The following is a 19,315-nucleotide window of genomic DNA, read 5'->3' on the forward strand; positions in this document are numbered from 1 at the left end:
GGGGCCGCGAATGCAGGGCGGCGCGGGGTGTCACCGATCACCCGGTGTCACCCCGCGCCGTGGATCATGCCCCGGTGGTCGTGGTCAGCTGGAGGTTTCCGCGGCCACCTTTTCCTCGGCCCCGTCCGCCGTCTTGGCCGCCGGCTTGTCGGCCGCCGCGGCGTTGTTGGGGACACCCGGAACGATGCCGGCCAGGCCGGAGAGCATCTGACCGAGCTGCGAGGTGACGGCGTCCTTCTGCCGGGTGAGGTCCTCGACCTCGCGGCGGGCGGCCTGGGTGGTCAGCTCCGCCTCGGTGCGGGCCTCGTTGAGCAGGCGCTGGGATTCGGCACGGGCCTCGTTCAGCGTCCGCTCGGCCAGCGCCTTGGCCTTCTCGACCGTCTCGGTCGCGTTGCGCTCCGACTCCACCCGCCGGGCCTCGGCGCGCTGCTCGATCTCCTTGGCCCGATCCTGCGCGGCGCGGGCCCGCTGCTCGGCCTCGCCGACCAGCTTCTGGGTCTGGGCGACCTGAGCGGCGTGCCGCTCCGACTCCTCGCGCTCGGCCTTCTCCCGCCGCTCGGCGAGTTGCAGCTCCAGGGCCTGGAGGTCCTTGTCGCGCTTGTCGCGGGCGTCGGTGAGCAGCTTGGTCGCCTCGGCGCGCTTCTCCTCGGCCTCACGGGCGGCCTTGGCCCGCTGCTGGGTGATCTCCCGCTCGGCGGTGGCCCGCAGGGTGGCCACCTCCCGCTCGACCGTCGACTTCAGCTCGGCGACCTCGTGGGCGGTCACCGTACGCAGCTGCTTGGTCTCCCGGTCGGCGTCGGCGCGCAGCGTGTCGGCCTCGCGGCGGGCCTGCACCCGAACCTCGGCGGCCTCCCGCTCGGCGGTGGTGCGGACGTTGCCGGCCTCCCGCTCGGCGGTGGCCTTCATCGCCGCCGCCTCGGCGCGTGCCTTGTCGGTGATCTCGCGCGCTTCGAGGCGGGCGGCGGAGAGGATGCCCTCCGACTCGCGCTTGGCCTCGTTGCGGTGATCGTTGGCCTGCTCCTCGGCGAGCCGGAGAATCTGCTCCACCCGGGTGCCGAGGCCGGACAGCGTGGGGCGGCTGTTCTCCTCAAGCTGCTTGCTGGTGTCGGTGAGCTTCTGCTCCAGGGCGGTGAGCCGCTGCTCGGACTGGCGGAGCCGGCGCTGCGCGTCGTTGAGCGCCTGCTCGGCGTCGGCGCGGTCCTTGTTGGCCTGACTCAGCGCGGCGTTCAGCCGGCCGATGAAGTCGTCGACCTGGCCGGTGTTGTATCCGCGCAGGCCAACCGTGAAATCGGGCTGCGAGTTCGCGTTATCGAAGAACGCGAGAGGGGAGGACTGCTGCTGGGGCATTGGGACATACTGGCAGACCCCCCGGGGTGCTTCGCAAGAGCGTGCCGCCCTTTGCCGTCCTCATTACATGGTCAACTCGTAGGGTCACCGGAACCCGGTGCCGACGGGCGATCTTGCCAGCTCGGGGACGAGCCCGGCGGCACGGAGCGTGACGTGAAAAGGCGTCGTGGGGTTACGGATCCCCGTGCTTTGTTTCCATCCTGGGCGGTTCCCGCGAATGGGCGCCGGCTCGGGGTGTGGAAAGCCAATGCGGGTCACCGAATGGCCATCGGTGGCTCGTCCGTCAGGCCAGGGTCGGCGGAACCGGTTGATCGTGTTACGTCGGTCGATGAACGTGATCGCATCCGCCGACCCACCGTACGGTGGTCGCCCGCGCTCGGGTCAGGGCTCGTGGTGCGCGGCGGGCTCGACGAGCTCGACCAGGACGCCGCCGGCGTCCTTGGGGTGGACGAAGTTGATCCGTGAACCGGCGGTGCCACGCCGGGGCGCGTCGTACAGCAGCCGCAACCCACGGTCGCGCAGCGCCGCGCAGGCCGCGTCGATGTCAACCACGGTGTACGCCACCTGCTGCACGCCCGGTCCGTTGCGGTCGAGGAACCTGGCGATGGTCGACTCGGGGGTCAGCGGGGCGAGCAGTTGCAGGCAGCCGCCGTCCGTGGTCGGCCCGACCGCCAGCATCGCCTCCCGTACGCCCTGCTCGGTGTTCGTCTCGGTGTGTACGCACCGCATGCCGAACGTCCGCGCGTAGAAGTTGATCGCGGCGTCGAGGTCGGCCACCGCGATCCCGACATGATCGATGCGGAGCAGGCCAAGGTCTGTGACATAGTCGGCAGCGGGCTCGACGGGGGAGTTGTTAGGCATGACGCTAGTCTGACCGAACAATCGTTAAGGCGTACAGGTCGGCACCCCCTCGGAGGCAGGTATGGCTTCGGTGATCGTCAGCGGCGCGCGAACCCCGATGGGGCGCCTGCTCGGCAACCTCAAGGACCTACCGGCGACGAAGCTCGGTGGCATCGCCATCTCCGCCGCGCTGCAACGGGCCGGGGTCGCCCCCGATCAGGTGCAGTACGTGATCATGGGACAGGTGCTCCAGGCCGGCGCCGGGCAGATTCCGGCCCGCCAGGCGGCCGTGGAAGCGGGCATCCCGATGTCCGTACCGGCCCTGAGCATCAACAAGGTCTGCCTCTCCGGCCTGGACGCGATCGCCCTGGCCGACCAGCTCATCCGGGCCGGCGAGTTCGACGTCGTGGTGGCCGGCGGCATGGAGTCGATGACCAACGCCCCGCACCTGCTGCTCGGCCAGCGCGGTGGCTACAAGTACGGCGACGTGACGCTCAAGGACCACATGGCGCTCGACGGGCTGACCGACGCCTGGGACTGCTGCGCGATGGGCGAGTCCACCGAGCGGCACGGCAGTACGCGCGGCATCACCCGGCAGGAGCAGGACGAGTTCGCCGCGGCCAGCCATCAGCGTGCCGCCGCCGCGCAGAAGAACGGCCACTTCGCCGACGAGATCACCCCGGTGGTCATCCCGCAGCGCAAGGGCGACCCGCTGGTGATCAGCGAGGACGAGGGCATCCGGCCGGACACCACCGCCGAGTCCCTGGCCAAGCTCCGCCCGGCCTTCGCGAAGGACGGCACCATCACCGCCGGCAGCTCGTCGCCGATCTCCGACGGCGCCGCCGCGGTGGTCGTGATGAGCAAGGCGAAGGCCAACGAACTCGGCCTGACCTGGCTGGCGGAGATCGGGGCGCACGGTAACGTCGCCGGCCCGGACAATTCCCTGCACTCGCAGCCGTCCAACGCCATCCTGCACGCCCTGCGTAAGGGTGGGCTGACCGTCTCCGATCTCGACCTGATCGAGATCAACGAGGCGTTCGCGCAGGTCGGCATCCAGTCCGCCCGCGACCTCGGGGTCAGCTCGGACAAGGTCAACGTCAACGGCGGCGCGATCGCACTGGGCCACCCGATCGGCATGTCCGGCGCCCGGCTGGTGCTCACCCTCGCGCTGGAACTCAAGCGGCGTGGCGGTGGTACCGGCGCGGCGGCGCTCTGCGGCGGTGGCGGCCAGGGCGACGCCTTGATCATCCACGTCCCGGCCCAGGCCGAGGGCGGTCAGTGAACGATTCGAACGGCAAGGGGCTGGCCGGGGTGACCGGACCGGTGCGCCGTAGTCGGGACGTACCGATGCTGGTGCAGCGGGCTCGGGACGGTGACCCGCGCGCGGTCGCCCGGCTGATCACGCTGGTGGAGTCGGGCGACGAGACGCTGCCCGAGATCGCGGCGGCGCTCGCCCCGTACGGCGGCCAGGCCCAGGTGGTCGGCCTGACCGGCTCGCCCGGGGTGGGCAAGTCGACCACCACCAACGAGTTGGTACGCGCCCTGCGGGCCCGGGGCCGCCGGGTCGGGGTGCTCGCCATCGACCCGTCCAGCCCGTTCACCGGCGGGGCGATCCTCGGTGACCGGGTGCGGATGCAGGACCATGCCACCGACCCGGGCGTCTACATCCGCTCGATGTCCAGCCGGGGGCACCTCGGTGGGCTGTCGGCGGCCACGCCGCAGGCGGTGCGGGTGCTGGAGGGCGCCGGCTGCGACGTGGTGCTGGTGGAGACCGTCGGCGTCGGGCAGGCCGAGGTCGAGGTGGCCTCGCTGGCCGACACCACGCTGGTGCTGCTCGCCCCGGGCATGGGCGACGCGATCCAGGCGGTGAAGGCCGGCATCCTGGAGATCGCCGACATCTTCGTGGTCAACAAGGCCGACCGGGACGGCGCCGACGCGACCGTCCGGGACATCCAGGGCATGATCGCCCTGGGTGAGCGCGGTCCGGGCGAGTGGCGGCCGCAGGTGGTGCGCTCGGTGGCCGCCCGGGGCGAGGGGATCGACGACATCGCGGCGGCGATCGACAAGCACCGTGGCTGGCTGGTCGAGCACGACGAGCTGCGTCGGCGCCGTGAGGCGCGGGCCGCCGCCGAGATCGAGGCCATCGCGCTGGGCGCGCTGCGTGCCCGGATCGGCTCGCTGCGCGACGGTACGCACCTGCCGACGCTCGCCGCCGAGGTGGCCTCCGGTGCCACCGACCCGTACGCCGCCGCCGACACCCTGCTCGCCCAGCTCACCCGCTAGTGTCCTGACTCGCGGATCTTGTTGGTCGGAGAGGTCGGTCGAAGTTCGACGAGTCGTGCAAGGCGTGGCAGCGGGTACCGAGCATGTCGTACCTGGCCCCTTGGTCGCGCCACTGCCCGCGCCGTTGAAGCCGCGTTCGACCTGGCTGCGTTGCTCGTCCACAGCACGGTCCACCATCGCTGGTCGGCCTCCCGGCCAACACCGCCGACCCTAGCCGCGGATCTTGGTTCGGATCGGCCCCCATGGCGGCCGTCTCGTACCAAGATCCGCGAGACAGAACCTAGGCCGCCACAGCGTCCGCCCGGCCCTCACGACGCCAGCGCTCCCCGCCCCCGCCCGCCGTCGGCGTCGATCATGCACTTCTTGCCTGGGCATAAGGTGTGAAAGTGATTCTTCGGCGACCGAAACTGCATGATCAACGGTGTTCAGGGGTTGGCGGCCACGTCGGTCAACCTGGGGCGGTGGAGGGGGTGTGCGGGGTGAGGTGTCCACTGCGGAGGCAGCGGGGCGGCTAGGCTCGCACCGTCCCGCAGCGCGCGGGGGCGGTGGGAGCGCCGGGAGCGAGCATGGACCACGAGATGACGCAGGAGTTGCCGATGACGCCGGACGCGGTGGCGGGTGGTCGTACGCACATCTCCGACGAGGTGGTGGAGAAGATCGCCGTGGCCGCGGCGAAGGCGGTGCCGGGCGTGGTGGAGCTGGGTGGGGACATCGCCCGGTTCTTCAACGCGGTGCTCGACCGCGTCGGGTTGGATCAGGTGGGTGACGCCCGGCGGGGGTGCTCGGCGCACGTCACCAACGACGCGGCGGTGATCAACCTGGTGATCGTCACCGACGCCGGGCACCCGGTGCCGGAGGTGACCGCGGCGGTACGGGCCGCGGTGACCCAGGCGGTGGAGGCGTACGGGCTGCGGGTCGACGAGATCAACATCCGGGTGGACGACGTGGCCATCGAGGGCCCGGCGGTCTGATTCCGGGCAGCTCGGGTTACCCGTCGGTACGAACTTCCTTATCGATCGTTCAGGAAGGGCTCTACACTCGACGTGCAGTCGAGGACTCAGGAGGAGCCCGGAGATGAACGCCGACGAGATCGCTGCCGGACGTGCCCGCTGGCAGGCCCGCTACGATGCCGCGCGCAAGCGGGACGCGGACTTCACCACGCTCTCCGGGCTGCCCGTCGAGCCGGTCTACGGGCCCCCGGAGGGCGTCGCGTACCCGGGGTTCGACCGGATCGGCTGGCCGGGCGAGTTCCCGTACACCCGGGGTCTCTATCCGACCGGCTACCGGGGGCGGACCTGGACCATCCGGCAGTTCGCCGGCTTCGGCAACGCCCGGCAGACCAACGAGCGGTACAAGATGATCCTCGGTGCCGGTGGTGGCGGGCTCTCCGTCGCCTTCGACATGCCCACCCTGATGGGGCGCGACTCCGACGACCCGCAGTCGCTCGGCGAGGTCGGCCACTGCGGGGTGGCGGTGGACAGCGCCGCCGACATGGAGGTGCTCTTCGACGGCATCGACCTGGCCGGGGTCACCACAAGCATGACCATCTCCGGCCCGGCCGTGCCGGTGTTCTGCATGTACCTGGTCGCGGCCGAACGGCAGGGCGCCGACCTGTCGACGCTCGACGGCACCCTGCAGACCGACATCTTCAAGGAGTACATCGCGCAGAAGGAGTGGCTCTTCGACCCCGAGCCGCACCTGCGCCTGATCGGCGACCTGATGGAGTACTGCGCCCGGGAGATCCCGCGCTACAAGCCGCTGTCGGTCTCCGGCTACCACATTCGCGAGGCCGGCTCGACCGCCGCGCAGGAGTTGGCGTACACCCTGGCCGACGGCTTCGGCTACGTCGAGTTGGGGCTCTCGCGTGGGCTGGACGTCAACGTCTTCGCCCCCGGGCTGAGCTTCTTCTTCGACTCGCACGTCGACTTCTTCGAGGAGATCGCCAAGTTCCGCGCCGCCCGCCGGATCTGGGCCCGCTGGCTGCGCGACGTCTACGGCGCCACCAGCGAGAAGGCCCTCTGGCTGCGGTTCCACACGCAGACCGCCGGGGTGTCGCTGACCGCGCAGCAGCCGGTCAACAACGTGGTACGCACCGCCGTCGAGGCGCTCGCCGCGGTGCTCGGCGGCACCAACTCGCTGCACACCAACGCCCTGGACGAGACCCTCGCGCTGCCGACCGACGAGTCCGCCGAGATCGCCCTGCGTACCCAGCAGGTGCTGATGGAGGAGACCGGGGTGGTCAACGTGGCCGACCCGCTGGGCGGCTCGTGGTACGTCGAGGCGCTCACCGACCGGATCGAGGCGGAGGCGGAGGAGATCTTCGCCCGGATCCGCGCGCTCGGCGGCGAGGGCCCGCACGCCATCGGCCCGATGACCTCCGGCATCCTGCGCGGCATCGAGGACGGCTGGTTCACCGGCCAGATCGCCGAGTCGGCCTTCGTCTACCAGCAGGCGCTGGAGAAGGGCGACAAGAAGATCGTCGGGGTCAACTGCCACACCGGCACGGTCGCCAAGGACCTGGAGATCCTGCGCATCTCGCACGAGGTGGAGCTGGAGCAGCGCCGGATGCTCGCCGAGCGCAAGAACGGTCGGGACGAGGCGGCGGTACGGGCGGCGGTCGCCAGGATGGTGGCGGTGAGCCGTACCGGGGAGAACATGATCCCCGCGATGCTCGACGCCGTACGGGCCGAGGCCACCCTCGGCGAGATCTGCGATGCACTGCGCGCGGAATGGGGCGTATACCGCGAGCCCGCCCGGTTCTGACACCCGTCCCGGCGGGCGGCTGGTCAGCCGCCCTGCCGGGCCGGCTGGGCAGGGGTGACGGTGGCAACTGCCCGGGCCGCGGTTGATCTGAGTTCGGCAAATTGCGTGCGAGACTAGATAACCATGAGCGACCCACGGATCACCTCGTCGATCTTCACCCGCGGCGCGGTCGACCTCAGCGCGCTGCGCACCCCCGCACCCAGTCCCACCCCGGCACCGGCCCAGGCCGGCCCGCCTGCCGGCGTACCCGGCGGGGCCGCCGGTGGAGTCACCGTCATCGACGTGACCGAGGCGACGTTCCAGTCGGAGGTGCTGGAGCGCTCGCTGACCACCCCCGTGGTGGTGGACTTCTGGGCCGAGTGGTGCCAGCCCTGCAAGCAGCTCTCCCCGGTGCTGGAGCGGCTGGCGGTGGAGGGCGGCGGCGCCTGGGTGCTCGCCAAGGTGGACGTCGACGCCAACCCGCGGCTCGCGCAGATGTTCCGGGTGCAGGGCATCCCGATGGTGTACGCGGTGGTCGGCGGCCAGCCGGTCGACGCCTTCTCCGGTGTGGTGCCCGAGCCGCAGTTGCGTCAGTGGATCCAGGCGATCCTCAAGGCCGGCGGGGTGACCGTGGCGGCTCCGGAGGATCCCCGGCTCGACGAGGCGGACGACGCCCTGATGGACGGTGACCTGGACGCCGCCGAGCAGGCGTACCGGAAGATCCTGGCCGAGACCCCCAACGACGCCGCGGCGGAGGCGGGCCTCGCCCAGGTCGGCCTCGCCCGCCGGGTCTCCGGCGCCGACCCGCAGGCCGCGCTCGCCGCCGCCGCAGCCGCCCCCGACGACGTCGACGCCCAACTGCTGGCCGCCGACATCGAGGTGCTCAGCGGCCTGGCCGACCAGGCGTACCAACGCCTGGTCGGGCTGGTCCGGCGCACCGCCGGTGACGACCGGGACAAGGCCCGCCAGCACCTCGTCGGCCTGTTCACCATCGCCGGTCCCGAGGACCCCACGGTTGCCGCCGCCCGACGGGCCCTGGCCAGCGCCCTGTTCTGATCTGCCACGCCAGCGCGGGCCGGCGTAGCGCCGGCCCGCCCCGACACCGGAGGACGGGAGCCCACGATGCGCCGGATCGCCGTCCTCGACGCGCCGAGCAACCTCGGCCTGCGGCCACCCACGCCCACCTCGGTGCCGGGCTGTGGGAAGGCCCCCGGGGCACTACGTGACCAGGGCCTGTTGCCCCGGCTCCGGGCCCGCGACGCCGGCTGCCTGACCCCACCCCGGTACGACGCCGGCGACTGGCGTCCGGGCGACGGGGTGTGCCACGCCCGGCAGATCTCCGACTACTCGGTGGCGCTCGCCGACCGCATCGGCGCGATCATCGACCGGGGTGAGTTCCCCGTGGTCCTCGGCGGTGACTGTTCGATCCTGCTCGGCTCGGCCCTGGCCATGCACCGGCTCGGCGAGGCCGTCGGCGGCCGGATCGGCCTGGTCTTCGTCGACGGCCACTCCGACTTCCGGCACCCGGGCAACGCCTCGTACGTGGGCGCGGCGGCCGGCGAGGATCTCGCCCTGGTCACCGGGCGAGGGCAGGCCGACCTGGCGGCCATCGAGGGGCGCCGCCCGTACTTCCGGGACATCGACGTGGTGGTGCTCGGCATCCGCGCCCAGGACGAGTACCGCCTCGACCTCCAGGCCGCCGGGATCATCACCCGGCCGGTGCCGGCGCTACGCGCCGAGGGCGCGGCGCGGACCGCCCAGTGGGCGCACGAGCAACTGGCCGACTGCGCCGGCTACTGGGTACACATCGACGTGGACGTCCTCGACCCGGCCGTGATGCCGGCCGTCGACGCCCCCGACCCGGGCGGCATCGCCTTCGCCGAGCTGGAGATCCTGCTCGCCGGCCTGGTCGACACCCCACACTGCCTCGGCATCGAGCTGACCGTCTTCGACCCCGACTACGACCCGGACGGCGCGTACGCCGCCGAGATCGTCAACACCGTGGTGGCCGGCCTGCGCCCGGTCACCACGCCCGCGCCGGTCCCACCCCGATCACCTGCCGAACGAGCCGACCTGCCCAGCCGCGCCGAACGAGCCGAGTCGGGCGAGCGGGCCGAACGGGTCGAGCTGGGCGGGCGGGGCGAACGGGTTGAGCTGGGCGGGCGGGCCGAGTCGGGTGGGCGGGCTGAGCGGGGCGACCGGGCCGAGTCGGGCGAGCGGGCTGAGCGGGTCGAGCCGGGCCAGCGGGTCGAACGGGTTGAGCGGGTTGAGCGGGGCGAGCGGAATGCGCCGGCACCGCGCCGTACCACCGAACGTGGGGCGGGCCTCACCGTCGTACCGGATCCACGCGACGCCGGCTTCTCCGCCGGACCGGGCCTGCTGCGCCGCCCCGCGACGAACGACCGGGGCACCCGAACGCCCGATGACCGCGACGGGCTCGCCGCGAACGATCGTCCCGGCCCCGACCAAGACGACCAAGCCCCGGTCCCCCTGGACCTCCCCCACCCCCTGGGCAGTCCACCCGCCACCGACGACCCCGCTGCAACCGCCTGACCCGCGTGCCCGTCGGCCTGTGCCCGCGTGCGCTGGATCGCACCGTTCCGGCGGAACGGTGCGATCCAGCGAGACGGATTACCCCCGTTCCGCCGGAACGGTGCCGATCAGCCGGCCAGGCGCGGTCGCGGGGCCAGCCGGACAAGCGGATGGGTGGGCCGGGGCGGACAAGGTGGGCCAGGCGCGGACAAGGCGGGCCTGGACCGGACCTGTGGGCCGGGGCGGACAAGGCGGGCCAGGACCGGAACCCGTGGGCTGGGAGTGGTGGGCGGGTGGTTAGCGGGGGAGGGCGCGGAGGAAGCGTTCGGCGATCGGGATGGCGGTGCGGCTGCCGGAGCCGCCCTTCTCGACGAAGACCGCGAAGGCGACGTCGCCCTGCCAGCCGATGAACCAGGCGTGCGTGTTCTTGGGGTTGTCGTCGTACTCGGCGGTGCCGGTCTTGCCGTGTACCGGCCCGCCCGGTACGTCCTTCAACGCGGTGCCGGTGCCGCTGGTGACCACCGCGCGCATCATCTCGCGTACCGCCGCCACCGCTTCGGGTTTCAGCTCCGGGCCCGGTTCACCCGCCTGCTCGGGGGCCGGGTCGAGGACCAGCTTCGGCGGGGTGAAGGAGCCCTTGGCCACGGCTGCGGTCGCGGCGGCCATGGCCAGCGGGCTGACCACGGTGGTGCCCTGCCCGATCGTGGCGGCGGCCTGCTCGGTGGCACCGCCGCCGGCGGAGACCTTGCCGGTGAAGGCGTCGAGCCCCACCTGCCACTGGCCCTCCAGGCCCAGGCTGCGGCCGGTGGCGGCGAGCCCGTCGGCGCCGAGCTGTGGTGCCAGGGCGGCGAAGGCGGTGTTGCAGGACTTGGCGAAGTCGGTACGGAAGGGGACCTCGCCGAGTGCGAAGTCGTTGGAGTTCTTGAACGACCGGCCGTCCACGACGAGGGTCTTCGGGCAGTCCACGACGGTGTCCGGGGTCACCGCGCCGCGTTCCACCAGGCCCAGTGCGCTGACCATCTTGAACGTGGAGCCCGGCGGCACCTGGGCGGTGAAGGCGAGGTTCTCCCCGGCGGCGCCGGGGCCGTTCGCCGCGGCGAGCACCGCGCCGTCGCTGACCCGTACGGCGACCAGGGCGGAGCGTTGGCGCTGCCCCCGCAACGCCTGGTCGGCGGCGTTCTGGGTGGCCACGTCGAGGGCGGTCTTGACGGGCTGGCCGGGCTGCGGCTCACGCTGGAACACCTCGGTGCCGGTGGGCTCCAGCGCCCCGCCCTGCCCCGCCCGCTTGATGATCACGGTGAGGCCGGGTACGCCGCGTAGCCGGTCGTCCCACCGGCCCTGCAACCCGCCGTGGCCGACCCGGTCGCCCGGGGAGTAGCGGTCGGGGTGGTTGGCGAGATCCTCGGCGTACGCGGGGTCGACGGTGCCGAGCACCGCCCGGGCGAACTCGCGGGTGGGTGCGAGGTCCACCTTGTCGGTCGGGAACTTCGTCCCGGGCAGGTCGTAGATGCGCGATCTGATCTGTCGGTACGCCTCGTCGCGCAGGGTGACCACCTCGACGAACGCATCCGGTTTGGCGTCCTTCAGGCGCTTCGGCAGGCCCGACAGGTCGACCGGTGGGGTGATCGCGGGCCGGATGGCGCGGAACGCGGAGTCCAGCTCGCTGATCATGGCTGGGACGTCGGTGACCTCGTTGGGCTGCAAACCCACCCGGACCACGGCGCGTGGCGCCACGATCGGTTCACCGGCACCGTCGAGCACGGTGGCGCGGGGGGCCCGGTCGCGCCGTAGCCCCAACCGGTCACCCCGGGTGAGCTGTTCCTGGACGATCTGCGGCTCCCAGATCACCTGCCACTGGTCGTCGCGGCCCTGGGTCAGTCGTACCGGCCGGTCGTACGCCCAGCTCGTCTCGCCCGGCAGCGTCCACTCCACCCGGACGGTGGCGGTGGCGGCGTTCTGGACCACCTCGGGGTCGCCCTGCCGGGTCAGCTTCAGTGGGGCCTCGGCCAGTTCGCCGGAGAGCTCGCGGATCTCCTGGACGACGCTGGCGGCGGGAAGCTTGGCCCCGGTCGGATCGACGAAGCCGACCGCGTTCAGGTCGCCCTTGCGCCACCCCTCCAGGAAGGCGTCGACGGTGCGCTGTGGGCCGTCCTCGCCGGAGCAGGCGACCAGGCCGGCCGAGGCGACGAGACAGGCGAGAGCGGCGGCGAGTCGTGACCGATGGTGACGTTGCCGGTGCGACCGGTGCATCAGAGCTGATTCCTCCTGGTCTGGCTGCCCTGCACGGTAGTACGTCGGGGCAGCCCGGCACTGCCCCGGTCGCACCCGGCGGGCGAAAAGACGAGCTGGTGACGGTGTGATGAACAACATCAGCCGGGGTACTCCTGATCCGGCCGAACCTCGTACCGCAACGGGTGAAAGGACGACCGTCCCAGAACCGGAAGGCCGGCCGGAGGTCCGCCGACGGAGGAACCGGTCGGTCGGCCTAGGCTTGGCGGCTGAGTGACCCACAACGCGGTGGGTCGAGGGGAGTGGCACCGATGGACCGGCGTCCGGCGATCAAACCGGGACCCGACCTCCGGCAGGCTGACACCGGCCGGGACGACAGCTTCGACACGGCGACCGATGGGGACGGCTTCGGCCGACTCGACACAGGAGTGACCGGGATGACCGGTTCGAGCATCGACACCCTCTACGACCTGGGTCTGCCACCGGAGGCGCTGGCGGACGACGTGGAGGACGCCGAGCTCGACGAGCCGGTACCCAACGCCGAACGACTCGTGGCGCACGCGGTCGCGCTGGCTGGCGACGACCACGACGCGGCGACCCTGGTGGGGCGTTTCTGGCGGTTCGCGCCGGACGAGGAGCTGATCGGCTTCACCGCCGAGGAGATGCTCGACGCCGCCCGGGCCCACCGGGAACTCGCCGAGCAGCGGGTGCCGGGCGAGCTGAAGTTGCGGATCCACTCACCCGACGCGGAGCAGCACCACAGCGTCATCGAGATCGTCACCGACGACATGCCGTTCCTGGTCGACTCGGTGACCGCCCTGCTCAACACCCACCATCTGGACGTGCACCTGCTGGTGCACCCGCTGGTCGTGGTGCGCCGCGAGCCGCTCGGCCGGCTGGTCGAGGTGGCCGCCGACGTGGAACCGGACGATGCGATCTCCGGTGACCTGGTGGAGAGCTGGATGCGGATCGAGATCGATCCGGTCCGCGACCCGGCGGAGCGGGACAAGCTGCGCCGCGAGTTGCAGCGGGTGCTCACCGATGTGCGGGAGGCCGTCGAGGACTGGCCGAAGATGCGCCAGCGGGCCCTCGCCCTCGCCGACGACCTGGCTGCCGCGCGGACCAGCGACAACCGACCGCCGGTGCCGGAGAAGGACATCACCGACTCGGTCGAGCTGCTGCGCTGGCTGGCCCACGACCACTTCACCTTCCTCGGCTACCGGGAGTACCGGCTGGTGCCGGACTCGGAGCAGGGCGGGCCGGCCCTGGAGGCCGTGCTCGGCACCGGGCTGGGCATCCTGCGGCAGGACTCGCCGGAGGCGCGGGCGTTGTCGTCGATGACGCCGGAGGCGCACGAGAAGGTCACCGAGAAGCGCCTGTTGATCATCACCAAGGCGAACTCGCGGGCGACGGTGCACCGTTCGGCGTACCTGGACTACATCGGTTTCAAGATCTTCAACGAGAACGGCGAGGTGGTGGGCGAGCGGCGGTTCCTCGGCCTGTTCTCCACGGCCGCGTACCGCACCAGCGTGCAGGAGCTGCCGGTGGTCCGGCGCAAGGTCGCCGAGGTGCTGGACCGCTCCGGGCTGAGCCTGCGTAGCCACTCCGGCAAGGACCTGCTCCAGATCCTGGAGACCTACCCGCGCGACGAGCTGTTCCAGATCAAGACCGACGATCTCTACCACGCGGTGATCGGCGTCCTGCGGATGGCCGGCCGCCGGCAGTTGCGGGTGTTCCTGCGGCGGGACGCGTACGGGCGGTTCATCTCCTGCCTGATCTACCTGCCCCGGGACCGCTTCACCACCCAGAACCGGCTGCGGATGCAGGACATCCTGCTGCGCGAGCTGAACGGCGTCGGGGTCGACTACACCACCCGGGTCACCGAGTCGATGCTGGCCCGGGTGCACTTCATCGTGCGTACCGACCCGACCAGTCCGCCCGGTGACATCGACGCCGATCTGTTGGCTGAGGAGTTGGCCGACGCCACCCGGCTGTGGGACGACGACTACCGGCTGGTGTTGGAGCGCAAGCTCGGTGACGAGCAGGCCAAGCACCTGTTCGCCCGGTACGCCGACGCGTTCCCGGAGGGCTACAAGGACGGGCACACGCCGTACGAGGCGATGAAGGACCTGGCCAAGCTGGAGCTGCTGGAAGAGGCCGGCCAGCTGGAGATGCACCTGTTCCGCAAGCAGCTGATGCCGCGTGCCGTCGGCCGGGCGACGGACGTCGACGAGTCGATGGACGTCCGCTTCAAGGTCTACCGGTACGGCGAGCCGATGATGCTCTCGGCGGTGCTGCCGGTGCTGCACTCGCTCGGCGTACGGGTGGTCGACGAGCACCCGTACGAGGTGGAACGCGTCGACGGGCGGATCTGGCTGTACGACTTCGGGCTGCAACTGCCCGAGGGGCACCAGGAGCTGGCCGAGGTGCGCCCGCACGTGGAGAACGCCTTCGCGGCGGCCTGGCGGGGCGAGGCCGAGGTGGACGGCTTCAACGAGCTGGTGCTGCGCGCCGGGCTCACCTGGCGTCAGGTGGTGGTGCTCCGGGCGTACGCGAAGTACCTGCGCCAGACCGGCACCGTCTTCTCGCAGGACTACATGGAGTCCACCTTCATCGCGTATCCGCACCTGGCCACGCTGTTGGTGCAGCTCTTCGAGACGCGGTTCGAGCCGGGGACCCTCACCGCCGAGCAGCGTGAGCAGCGCAGTGCGGAACTGGTCGCCGAGCTTCGTGCCGCCCTGGACGACGTGGCCAGCCTCGACCAGGACCGGATCCTGCGGTCGTACCTGACCCTGATCCAGGCCACCCTGCGGACCAGCTTCTACCAGAAGCCGGTCGGCGGGCGCCCGAAGGCGTACGTGGCGTTCAAGCTGGACCCGCAGGCGATCCCGGAGCTGCCGGCACCACGGCCGAAGTTCGAGATCTTCGTGTACTCGCCGCGCTTCGAGGGCGTGCACCTGCGGTACGGCCCGGTGGCCCGGGGCGGTCTGCGCTGGTCCGACCGGCGGGAGGACTTCCGGACCGAGGTGCTCGGCCTGGTCAAGGCGCAGATGGTGAAGAACGCCGTGATCGTGCCGGTGGGTGCCAAGGGCGGCTTCGTGCTCAAGCAGAAGCCCGGCGACCGGGACGAGGCCGTCGCCTGCTACAAGGAGTTCATCTCCGCCCTGCTCGACGTCACCGACAACATCGTGGCCGGCGAGATCGTGCCGCCCGAGGACGTGGTCCGGCACGACGGCGACGACCCGTACATGGTGGTGGCGGCCGACAAGGGCACGGCGACGTTCTCCGACATCGCCAACGAGATCTCCACCGCGCACAAGTTCTGGCTGGGCGACGCCTTCGCCTCCGGTGGTTCGGCGGGCTACGACCACAAGAAGATGGGCATCACCGCCCGGGGCGCCTGGGAGTCGGTCAAGCGGCACTTCCGCGAGCTGGGCCACGACACCCAGCGCCAGGACTTCACCGTGGTCGGCGTCGGCGACATGTCCGGCGACGTGTTCGGCAACGGGATGCTGCTGTCCGAGCACATCCGGCTGATGGCGGCCTTCGACCACCGGCACATCTTCCTCGACCCGGACCCGGACGCGGCGACCTCGTACGTCGAGCGGAAGCGGCTGTTCGCGCTGTCCCGCTCGACCTGGGAGGACTACAACGCCGAGCTGATCTCCGCCGGTGGCGGGATCTATCCGCGTACGGCGAAGTCGGTGCCGGTTTCGCCGCAGGTGCGCGCGGTGCTCGGGTTGGCCGACGACGTCGAGCAGATGAGCCCGCAGGAGCTGATGAAGGCCATCCTCACCGCGCCGGTGGACCTGTTCTGGAACGGCGGCATCGGCACCTACGTCAAGGCATCCAGCCAGACCAACGCGGAGGTGGGCGACAAGTCCAACGACGCGATCCGGGTCAACGGCAAGGACCTGCGGTGCCGGGTGGTCGGCGAGGGCGGCAACCTGGGCTTCACCCAGCACGGCCGGATCGAGTACGCCCAGACGGGCGGCCGGATGTACACCGACTTCATCGACAACGCGGCTGGGGTGGACTGCTCCGACCACGAGGTGAACATCAAGATCCTGCTGAACACCGCGGTCGCCGACGGCGAACTGACCGTCCCCGAGCGGGACGAACTGCTCGCCCGGATGACCGACGAGGTCGCCGAGCTGGTGCTGCGGGACAACTACGACCAGGCCCGGGCGATCAACAACTCGCAGGCCCAGGCCGCCTCGCTGCTGCCGGTACACCGCCGGATGATCACCGAGCTGGAGCGCTCGGGGACGCTGGACCGGGCGTTGGAGGCGCTGCCGCCGGACGAGGAACTCGCGGTACGCACCGAGTCCGGGCTGACCGCGCCGGAGTTCGCGGTGGTGCTGGCGTACGTGAAGATCGCCCTGGAGAAGGAGATCCTCACCGAAGGGCTGGCCGACGAGGCGTGGACCAACGAGGTGTTGGTCAACTACTTCCCGACGCCGATGCGGGAGCGGTTCGCCGAACGGATGGGCCGACACCGGTTGCGCCGCGACATCGTGACCACGGTGCTGGTCAACGAGGCGATCAACCGGGGCGGCATCTCCTTCGTCTTCCGGGTGGTCGAGGAGACCGCGGCGCCGGCCGCGGACGTGATCCGGGCGTACGTGGTGGTCCGTGAGGTCTTCGGGCTGCGCGAACTCTGGGACGCGGTCGAGGCGCTGGACAACAAGATCGACCCGGAGTTGCAGACCAACGTCTACCTGGACACCCGGCGGCTGCTCGACCGGGCGGTGCGCTGGCTGGTGACCAACCGTCGGTCGCCGATCGACGTGCCCACGGAGATCGCCCGGCTGCGCGACGGGGTGGCCCGGTTGCTACCGCAACTGGAGACGCTGTTCTACGGCAGCGAGCGGGAGGCCATCGCGGCGCACATCGACTCGATGACCGAGCGCGGCCTGCCGCGTGAGTTGGCCGAGTTGAGCACCCGCCTGATGTACAGCTTCGGTCTGCTCGACGTGGTGGAGACCGCCACCGGCACCGGGCGCGACGTGAGCGAGGTGGCCTCGATCTACTTCGTGCTCTCCGACCGGTTCCGGGTCGACTCGCTGCTGTCGAAGATCTCGCTGCTGCCCCGCGAGGACCGGTGGCAGACCCTGGCCCGGATGGCGCTGCGCTACGACCTGTACGCCGCGCTGGCCGCGCTCACCGCGGAGGTGCTCGACTCCACGCCCGGTGATCTGCCGCCGCAGGAGCGGGTGCAGCAGTGGGAGCAGTCGAACGCCACCTCGATCCACCGGGCGGAACGGGCGATGGGCGAGTTCGACGAGTCCCGCGCCGACCTGGCGGCTTTGTCGGTCCTGCTCCGCCAGATCCGCACCCTGGTGCGCACCTCGGCCGCCAACTGACCCATCACCCGGACCACCCGGACCACCCGTGCCCCGGGTGGTCCGGGGCGTGGCCCGGCGGTGGTACCGCCGGGCCACGGGTGGTCGGGTCACTTCTGTGGTGAGGCGAAGACGATCACGTTGTCGGGGTATTCGCCGGTTGCCTCGTTGAACTGGCCACCGCAGGTCACCACCCGCAGGCCGGGTCGGTCGCTGGGGCCGTACACCTGCTCGGTGGGGAAGGCGTCCTTCGGGTGGGAGGCCACCGAGTCGACCTGGAAGTTGACCGGCCGACCGTCGGCGCGATTGACGGTGATGGTGTCGCCGGCTTGCAGGGCGCCGAGAGAGAAGAAGACGGCGGGTCCGATCGCGGCCGAGTCGACGTGTCCGACGATTACCGCGTTGCCCACCTCGCCCGGGCTCGGGCCGGGCTGGTACCACCCGGCCAGCATGGCCTGGTCCAGCGGCGGTACCTGCACGGTGCCGTCGGGATTGGTGCCCAGCGTCATGATCTCCGCGTTGACGCCGATGCGGGGGATGCTGATCGTGGTGGGTGCGGAGCGGGCGAGCCCGGCCGGCGCCCGCTCGTCGCCGTCGAGGTCGGCGTCGCCGTCGAGGTCGGCGTCGTCGACGGGGGAGGGGGTCGGCGGGGTGGCTCCCGCCCGTGCCAGCGGCTGGGGCGGGCGGACGGGTTCCGCGTTCTTGAGCGAGGCGCCGATCATTCCGGATCCCACCATGGCGAGCAGGACGACGACGGCGGCGCCGACGGCGCGCCACGGGTAACCGTGACGGCCGCCGGCCCGTCTCGTCGTCACGTCAGACCGCGAACTCATCGGTCCGACGGCGGCGCAGCAGCACCAGGCCACCAAGGGCCGCCGCACCGACCAGGCTCGCCCCGGCGGTGGCCAGGCCACTGTCGGCGGCGGCGGTCAGGCCGCCGTCACCACCGTCGACCCCGCCGTGCGGCAGGACGACCAGCTCACCCTCGCCGCAGGAGCCCTCCAGCTTGTACGTGCCGGGCTTGGCGTCCTTGGCGATCCGGGCCTCGCCGAAGTAGACGAAGTCCTTCTCGTGCTCCCAGCGGTCGTCCTTGCCCTTCTCGTCGCCCCGCCAGTCGCGCTCTTCCGCGCCGTACTCGTCGCGGTCCTTCCCGCCGTGCTCGGACTTCTCGTCGCGCTTGTCGTCCTCACGGCCCTTCCAGTCGTGGTCCCCGTCGGCGGCAGCACCCCCGCCGGCACCGTCCTGAGCAGCGTCCTCGCGGCCCTGCCACTCGCCGCGCTCCTCGTCGCCGGACTTCCAGTCCTTCTTCTCTTCGCCGCGCTCGTCGCCGGACTTCCAGTCCTTCTTGTCTTCGCCGTGCTCGTCTTCGGACTTCCAGTCCTTCTTGTCCTTGTCGTGCTCGTCTTCGGACTTCCAGTCCTTCTTGTCCTTGTCGTACTCGTCTTCGGACTTCCAGTCCTTCTTGTCCTTGTCGTACTCGTCTTCGGACTTCCAGTCCTTCTTGTCCTTGCCGTGCTCGTCTTCGGACTTCCAGTCCTTGCCGTCCTTGCCGTGCTCGTAGGAACCGTCCTCGCCCTTCCAGCCGCCGTGGTCCGATTTCTTGCCGTCGTGGGCCGGCTCGAGCTTGACCTTGCCGGTGACCTTGGACCAGACGAAGGCGTTCTCCTGCGGCTGCTCGCAGATCTCCACCAACTTGATCTCTTCGCCGGGCTTGGCGGCGTGCGGCTTGGCAAAGACCTTGCCCTCGTCCTTGTGCGGCTGGCCGTCGGCGAACGCGACCCCCGGCGCGAACACCAGGAGGGAGGCGCCGCCGAGGGCAGCACCCGCCACGACCTTCCCGAGCATCTTCTTAGCCATGACCTGTGTCACTCCATCCCTGATTTGTCCTGCGCCCGGTAGCAACCGAGCCAGAACCGACGTTAGACCGTTTCATGACTTATGCGCGGAAAGATTCGTGTTCTGGCATTAGTTCCCCTGCCGCCTCTGCAGGCCCACTC

The 19,315-nt window shown here is 71.0% G+C and carries 11 protein-coding genes and 1 pseudogene; 7 read left to right on the forward strand and 5 right to left on the reverse strand.

Annotation, left to right across the window (positions count from 1 at the left end; genetic code table 11):
* Nucleotides 1–84: 84 nt before the first annotated feature.
* Together E0H26_RS18240 and mce are read right to left on the reverse strand one after the other, a co-directional pair.
* Nucleotides 85–1,347 (reverse strand): DivIVA domain-containing protein, encoded by a 1,263-nt coding sequence (locus E0H26_RS18240; protein WP_131305107.1) that lies wholly within the window; start codon nt 1,345–1,347, stop codon nt 85–87.
* Between the two features lie 381 nt (nt 1,348–1,728).
* Nucleotides 1,729–2,208, reverse strand: coding sequence for a methylmalonyl-CoA epimerase (mce, locus tag E0H26_RS18245; RefSeq protein ID WP_131305109.1), 480 nt, complete (start codon nt 2,206–2,208; stop codon nt 1,729–1,731).
* Between the two features lie 61 nt (nt 2,209–2,269).
* On the opposite strand from mce, the gene E0H26_RS18250 reads away from it, so the two are divergent.
* The 6 genes and pseudogenes from E0H26_RS18250 to E0H26_RS18275 form a co-directional block, all read left to right on the forward strand.
* Complete coding sequence (locus E0H26_RS18250; protein WP_131305111.1) at nt 2,270–3,469, forward strand: acetyl-CoA C-acetyltransferase; 1,200 nt, start codon at nt 2,270–2,272, stop codon at nt 3,467–3,469.
* A 65-nt stretch (nt 3,470–3,534) separates the two neighbouring features.
* Nucleotides 3,535–4,470 (forward strand): methylmalonyl Co-A mutase-associated GTPase MeaB, encoded by a 936-nt coding sequence (gene meaB, locus E0H26_RS18255; RefSeq protein WP_240742259.1) that lies wholly within the window; start codon nt 3,535–3,537, stop codon nt 4,468–4,470.
* Nucleotides 4,471–5,036: 566 nt separating this feature from the next.
* On the forward strand, nt 5,037–5,441 hold the full coding sequence (locus tag E0H26_RS18260; protein ID WP_131305115.1) for an Asp23/Gls24 family envelope stress response protein: 405 nt from the start codon (nt 5,037–5,039) through the stop codon (nt 5,439–5,441).
* 103 nt (nt 5,442–5,544) lie between these two features.
* Complete coding sequence (locus tag E0H26_RS18265; protein ID WP_131305117.1) at nt 5,545–7,233, forward strand: coenzyme B12-dependent isobutyryl-CoA mutase large subunit; 1,689 nt, start codon at nt 5,545–5,547, stop codon at nt 7,231–7,233.
* Between the two features lie 123 nt (nt 7,234–7,356).
* Nucleotides 7,357–8,268, forward strand: a complete 912-nt coding sequence (locus tag E0H26_RS18270) for a tetratricopeptide repeat protein (RefSeq protein WP_131305119.1) — start codon at nt 7,357–7,359, stop codon at nt 8,266–8,268.
* A 66-nt stretch (nt 8,269–8,334) separates the two neighbouring features.
* Nucleotides 8,335–9,282 (forward strand): annotated as a pseudogene (locus E0H26_RS18275) (arginase family protein); the annotation flags it as partial.
* A 759-nt stretch (nt 9,283–10,041) separates the two neighbouring features.
* On the opposite strand, the gene E0H26_RS18280 reads toward E0H26_RS18275, so the two are convergent.
* On the reverse strand, nt 10,042–11,994 hold the full coding sequence (locus E0H26_RS18280; RefSeq protein ID WP_131305121.1) for a penicillin-binding transpeptidase domain-containing protein: 1,953 nt from the start codon (nt 11,992–11,994) through the stop codon (nt 10,042–10,044).
* Nucleotides 11,995–12,284: 290 nt separating this feature from the next.
* Between E0H26_RS18280 and E0H26_RS18285 the strand changes: the two genes are divergently transcribed.
* Nucleotides 12,285–17,339: an NAD-glutamate dehydrogenase gene (locus E0H26_RS18285; RefSeq protein ID WP_131305123.1), complete on the forward strand. Its 5,055-nt coding sequence runs from the start codon at nt 12,285–12,287 to the stop codon at nt 17,337–17,339.
* Between the two features lie 89 nt (nt 17,340–17,428).
* Here the strand turns inward: E0H26_RS18285 and E0H26_RS18290 are convergent, their stop codons facing one another.
* Entirely contained in the window at nt 17,429–18,133 is a 705-nt protein-coding gene (locus E0H26_RS18290; protein WP_131305125.1) for a class F sortase, read from the reverse strand.
* Nucleotide 18,134: 1 nt separating this feature from the next.
* Nucleotides 18,135–19,175, reverse strand: coding sequence for a hypothetical protein (locus E0H26_RS18295; protein ID WP_131305127.1), 1,041 nt, complete (start codon nt 19,173–19,175; stop codon nt 18,135–18,137).
* Nucleotides 19,176–19,315: the final 140 nt, after the last annotated feature.

The sequence above is a fragment of the Micromonospora zingiberis genome, from assembly GCF_004331455.1.
Classification (GTDB): Bacteria; Actinomycetota; Actinomycetes; order Mycobacteriales; family Micromonosporaceae; genus Micromonospora; species Micromonospora zingiberis.

Bases quoted from the DNA above. Each gene is read 5' to 3' on its own strand.
- E0H26_RS18240 (WP_131305107.1), bottom strand. From the start codon at position 1,347: ATGCCCCAGCAGCAGTCCTCCCCTCTCGCGTTCTTCGATAACGCGAAC.
- mce (WP_131305109.1), bottom strand. From the start codon at position 2,208: ATGCCTAACAACTCCCCCGTCGAGCCCGCTGCCGACTATGTCACAGAC.
- E0H26_RS18250 (WP_131305111.1), top strand. From the start codon at position 2,270: ATGGCTTCGGTGATCGTCAGCGGCGCGCGAACCCCGATGGGGCGCCTG.
- meaB (WP_240742259.1), top strand. From the start codon at position 3,535: ATGCTGGTGCAGCGGGCTCGGGACGGTGACCCGCGCGCGGTCGCCCGG.
- E0H26_RS18260 (WP_131305115.1), top strand. From the start codon at position 5,037: ATGGACCACGAGATGACGCAGGAGTTGCCGATGACGCCGGACGCGGTG.
- E0H26_RS18265 (WP_131305117.1), top strand. From the start codon at position 5,545: ATGAACGCCGACGAGATCGCTGCCGGACGTGCCCGCTGGCAGGCCCGC.
- E0H26_RS18270 (WP_131305119.1), top strand. From the start codon at position 7,357: ATGAGCGACCCACGGATCACCTCGTCGATCTTCACCCGCGGCGCGGTC.
- E0H26_RS18280 (WP_131305121.1), bottom strand. From the start codon at position 11,994: ATGCACCGGTCGCACCGGCAACGTCACCATCGGTCACGACTCGCCGCC.
- E0H26_RS18285 (WP_131305123.1), top strand. From the start codon at position 12,285: ATGGACCGGCGTCCGGCGATCAAACCGGGACCCGACCTCCGGCAGGCT.
- E0H26_RS18295 (WP_131305127.1), bottom strand. From the start codon at position 19,175: ATGGCTAAGAAGATGCTCGGGAAGGTCGTGGCGGGTGCTGCCCTCGGC.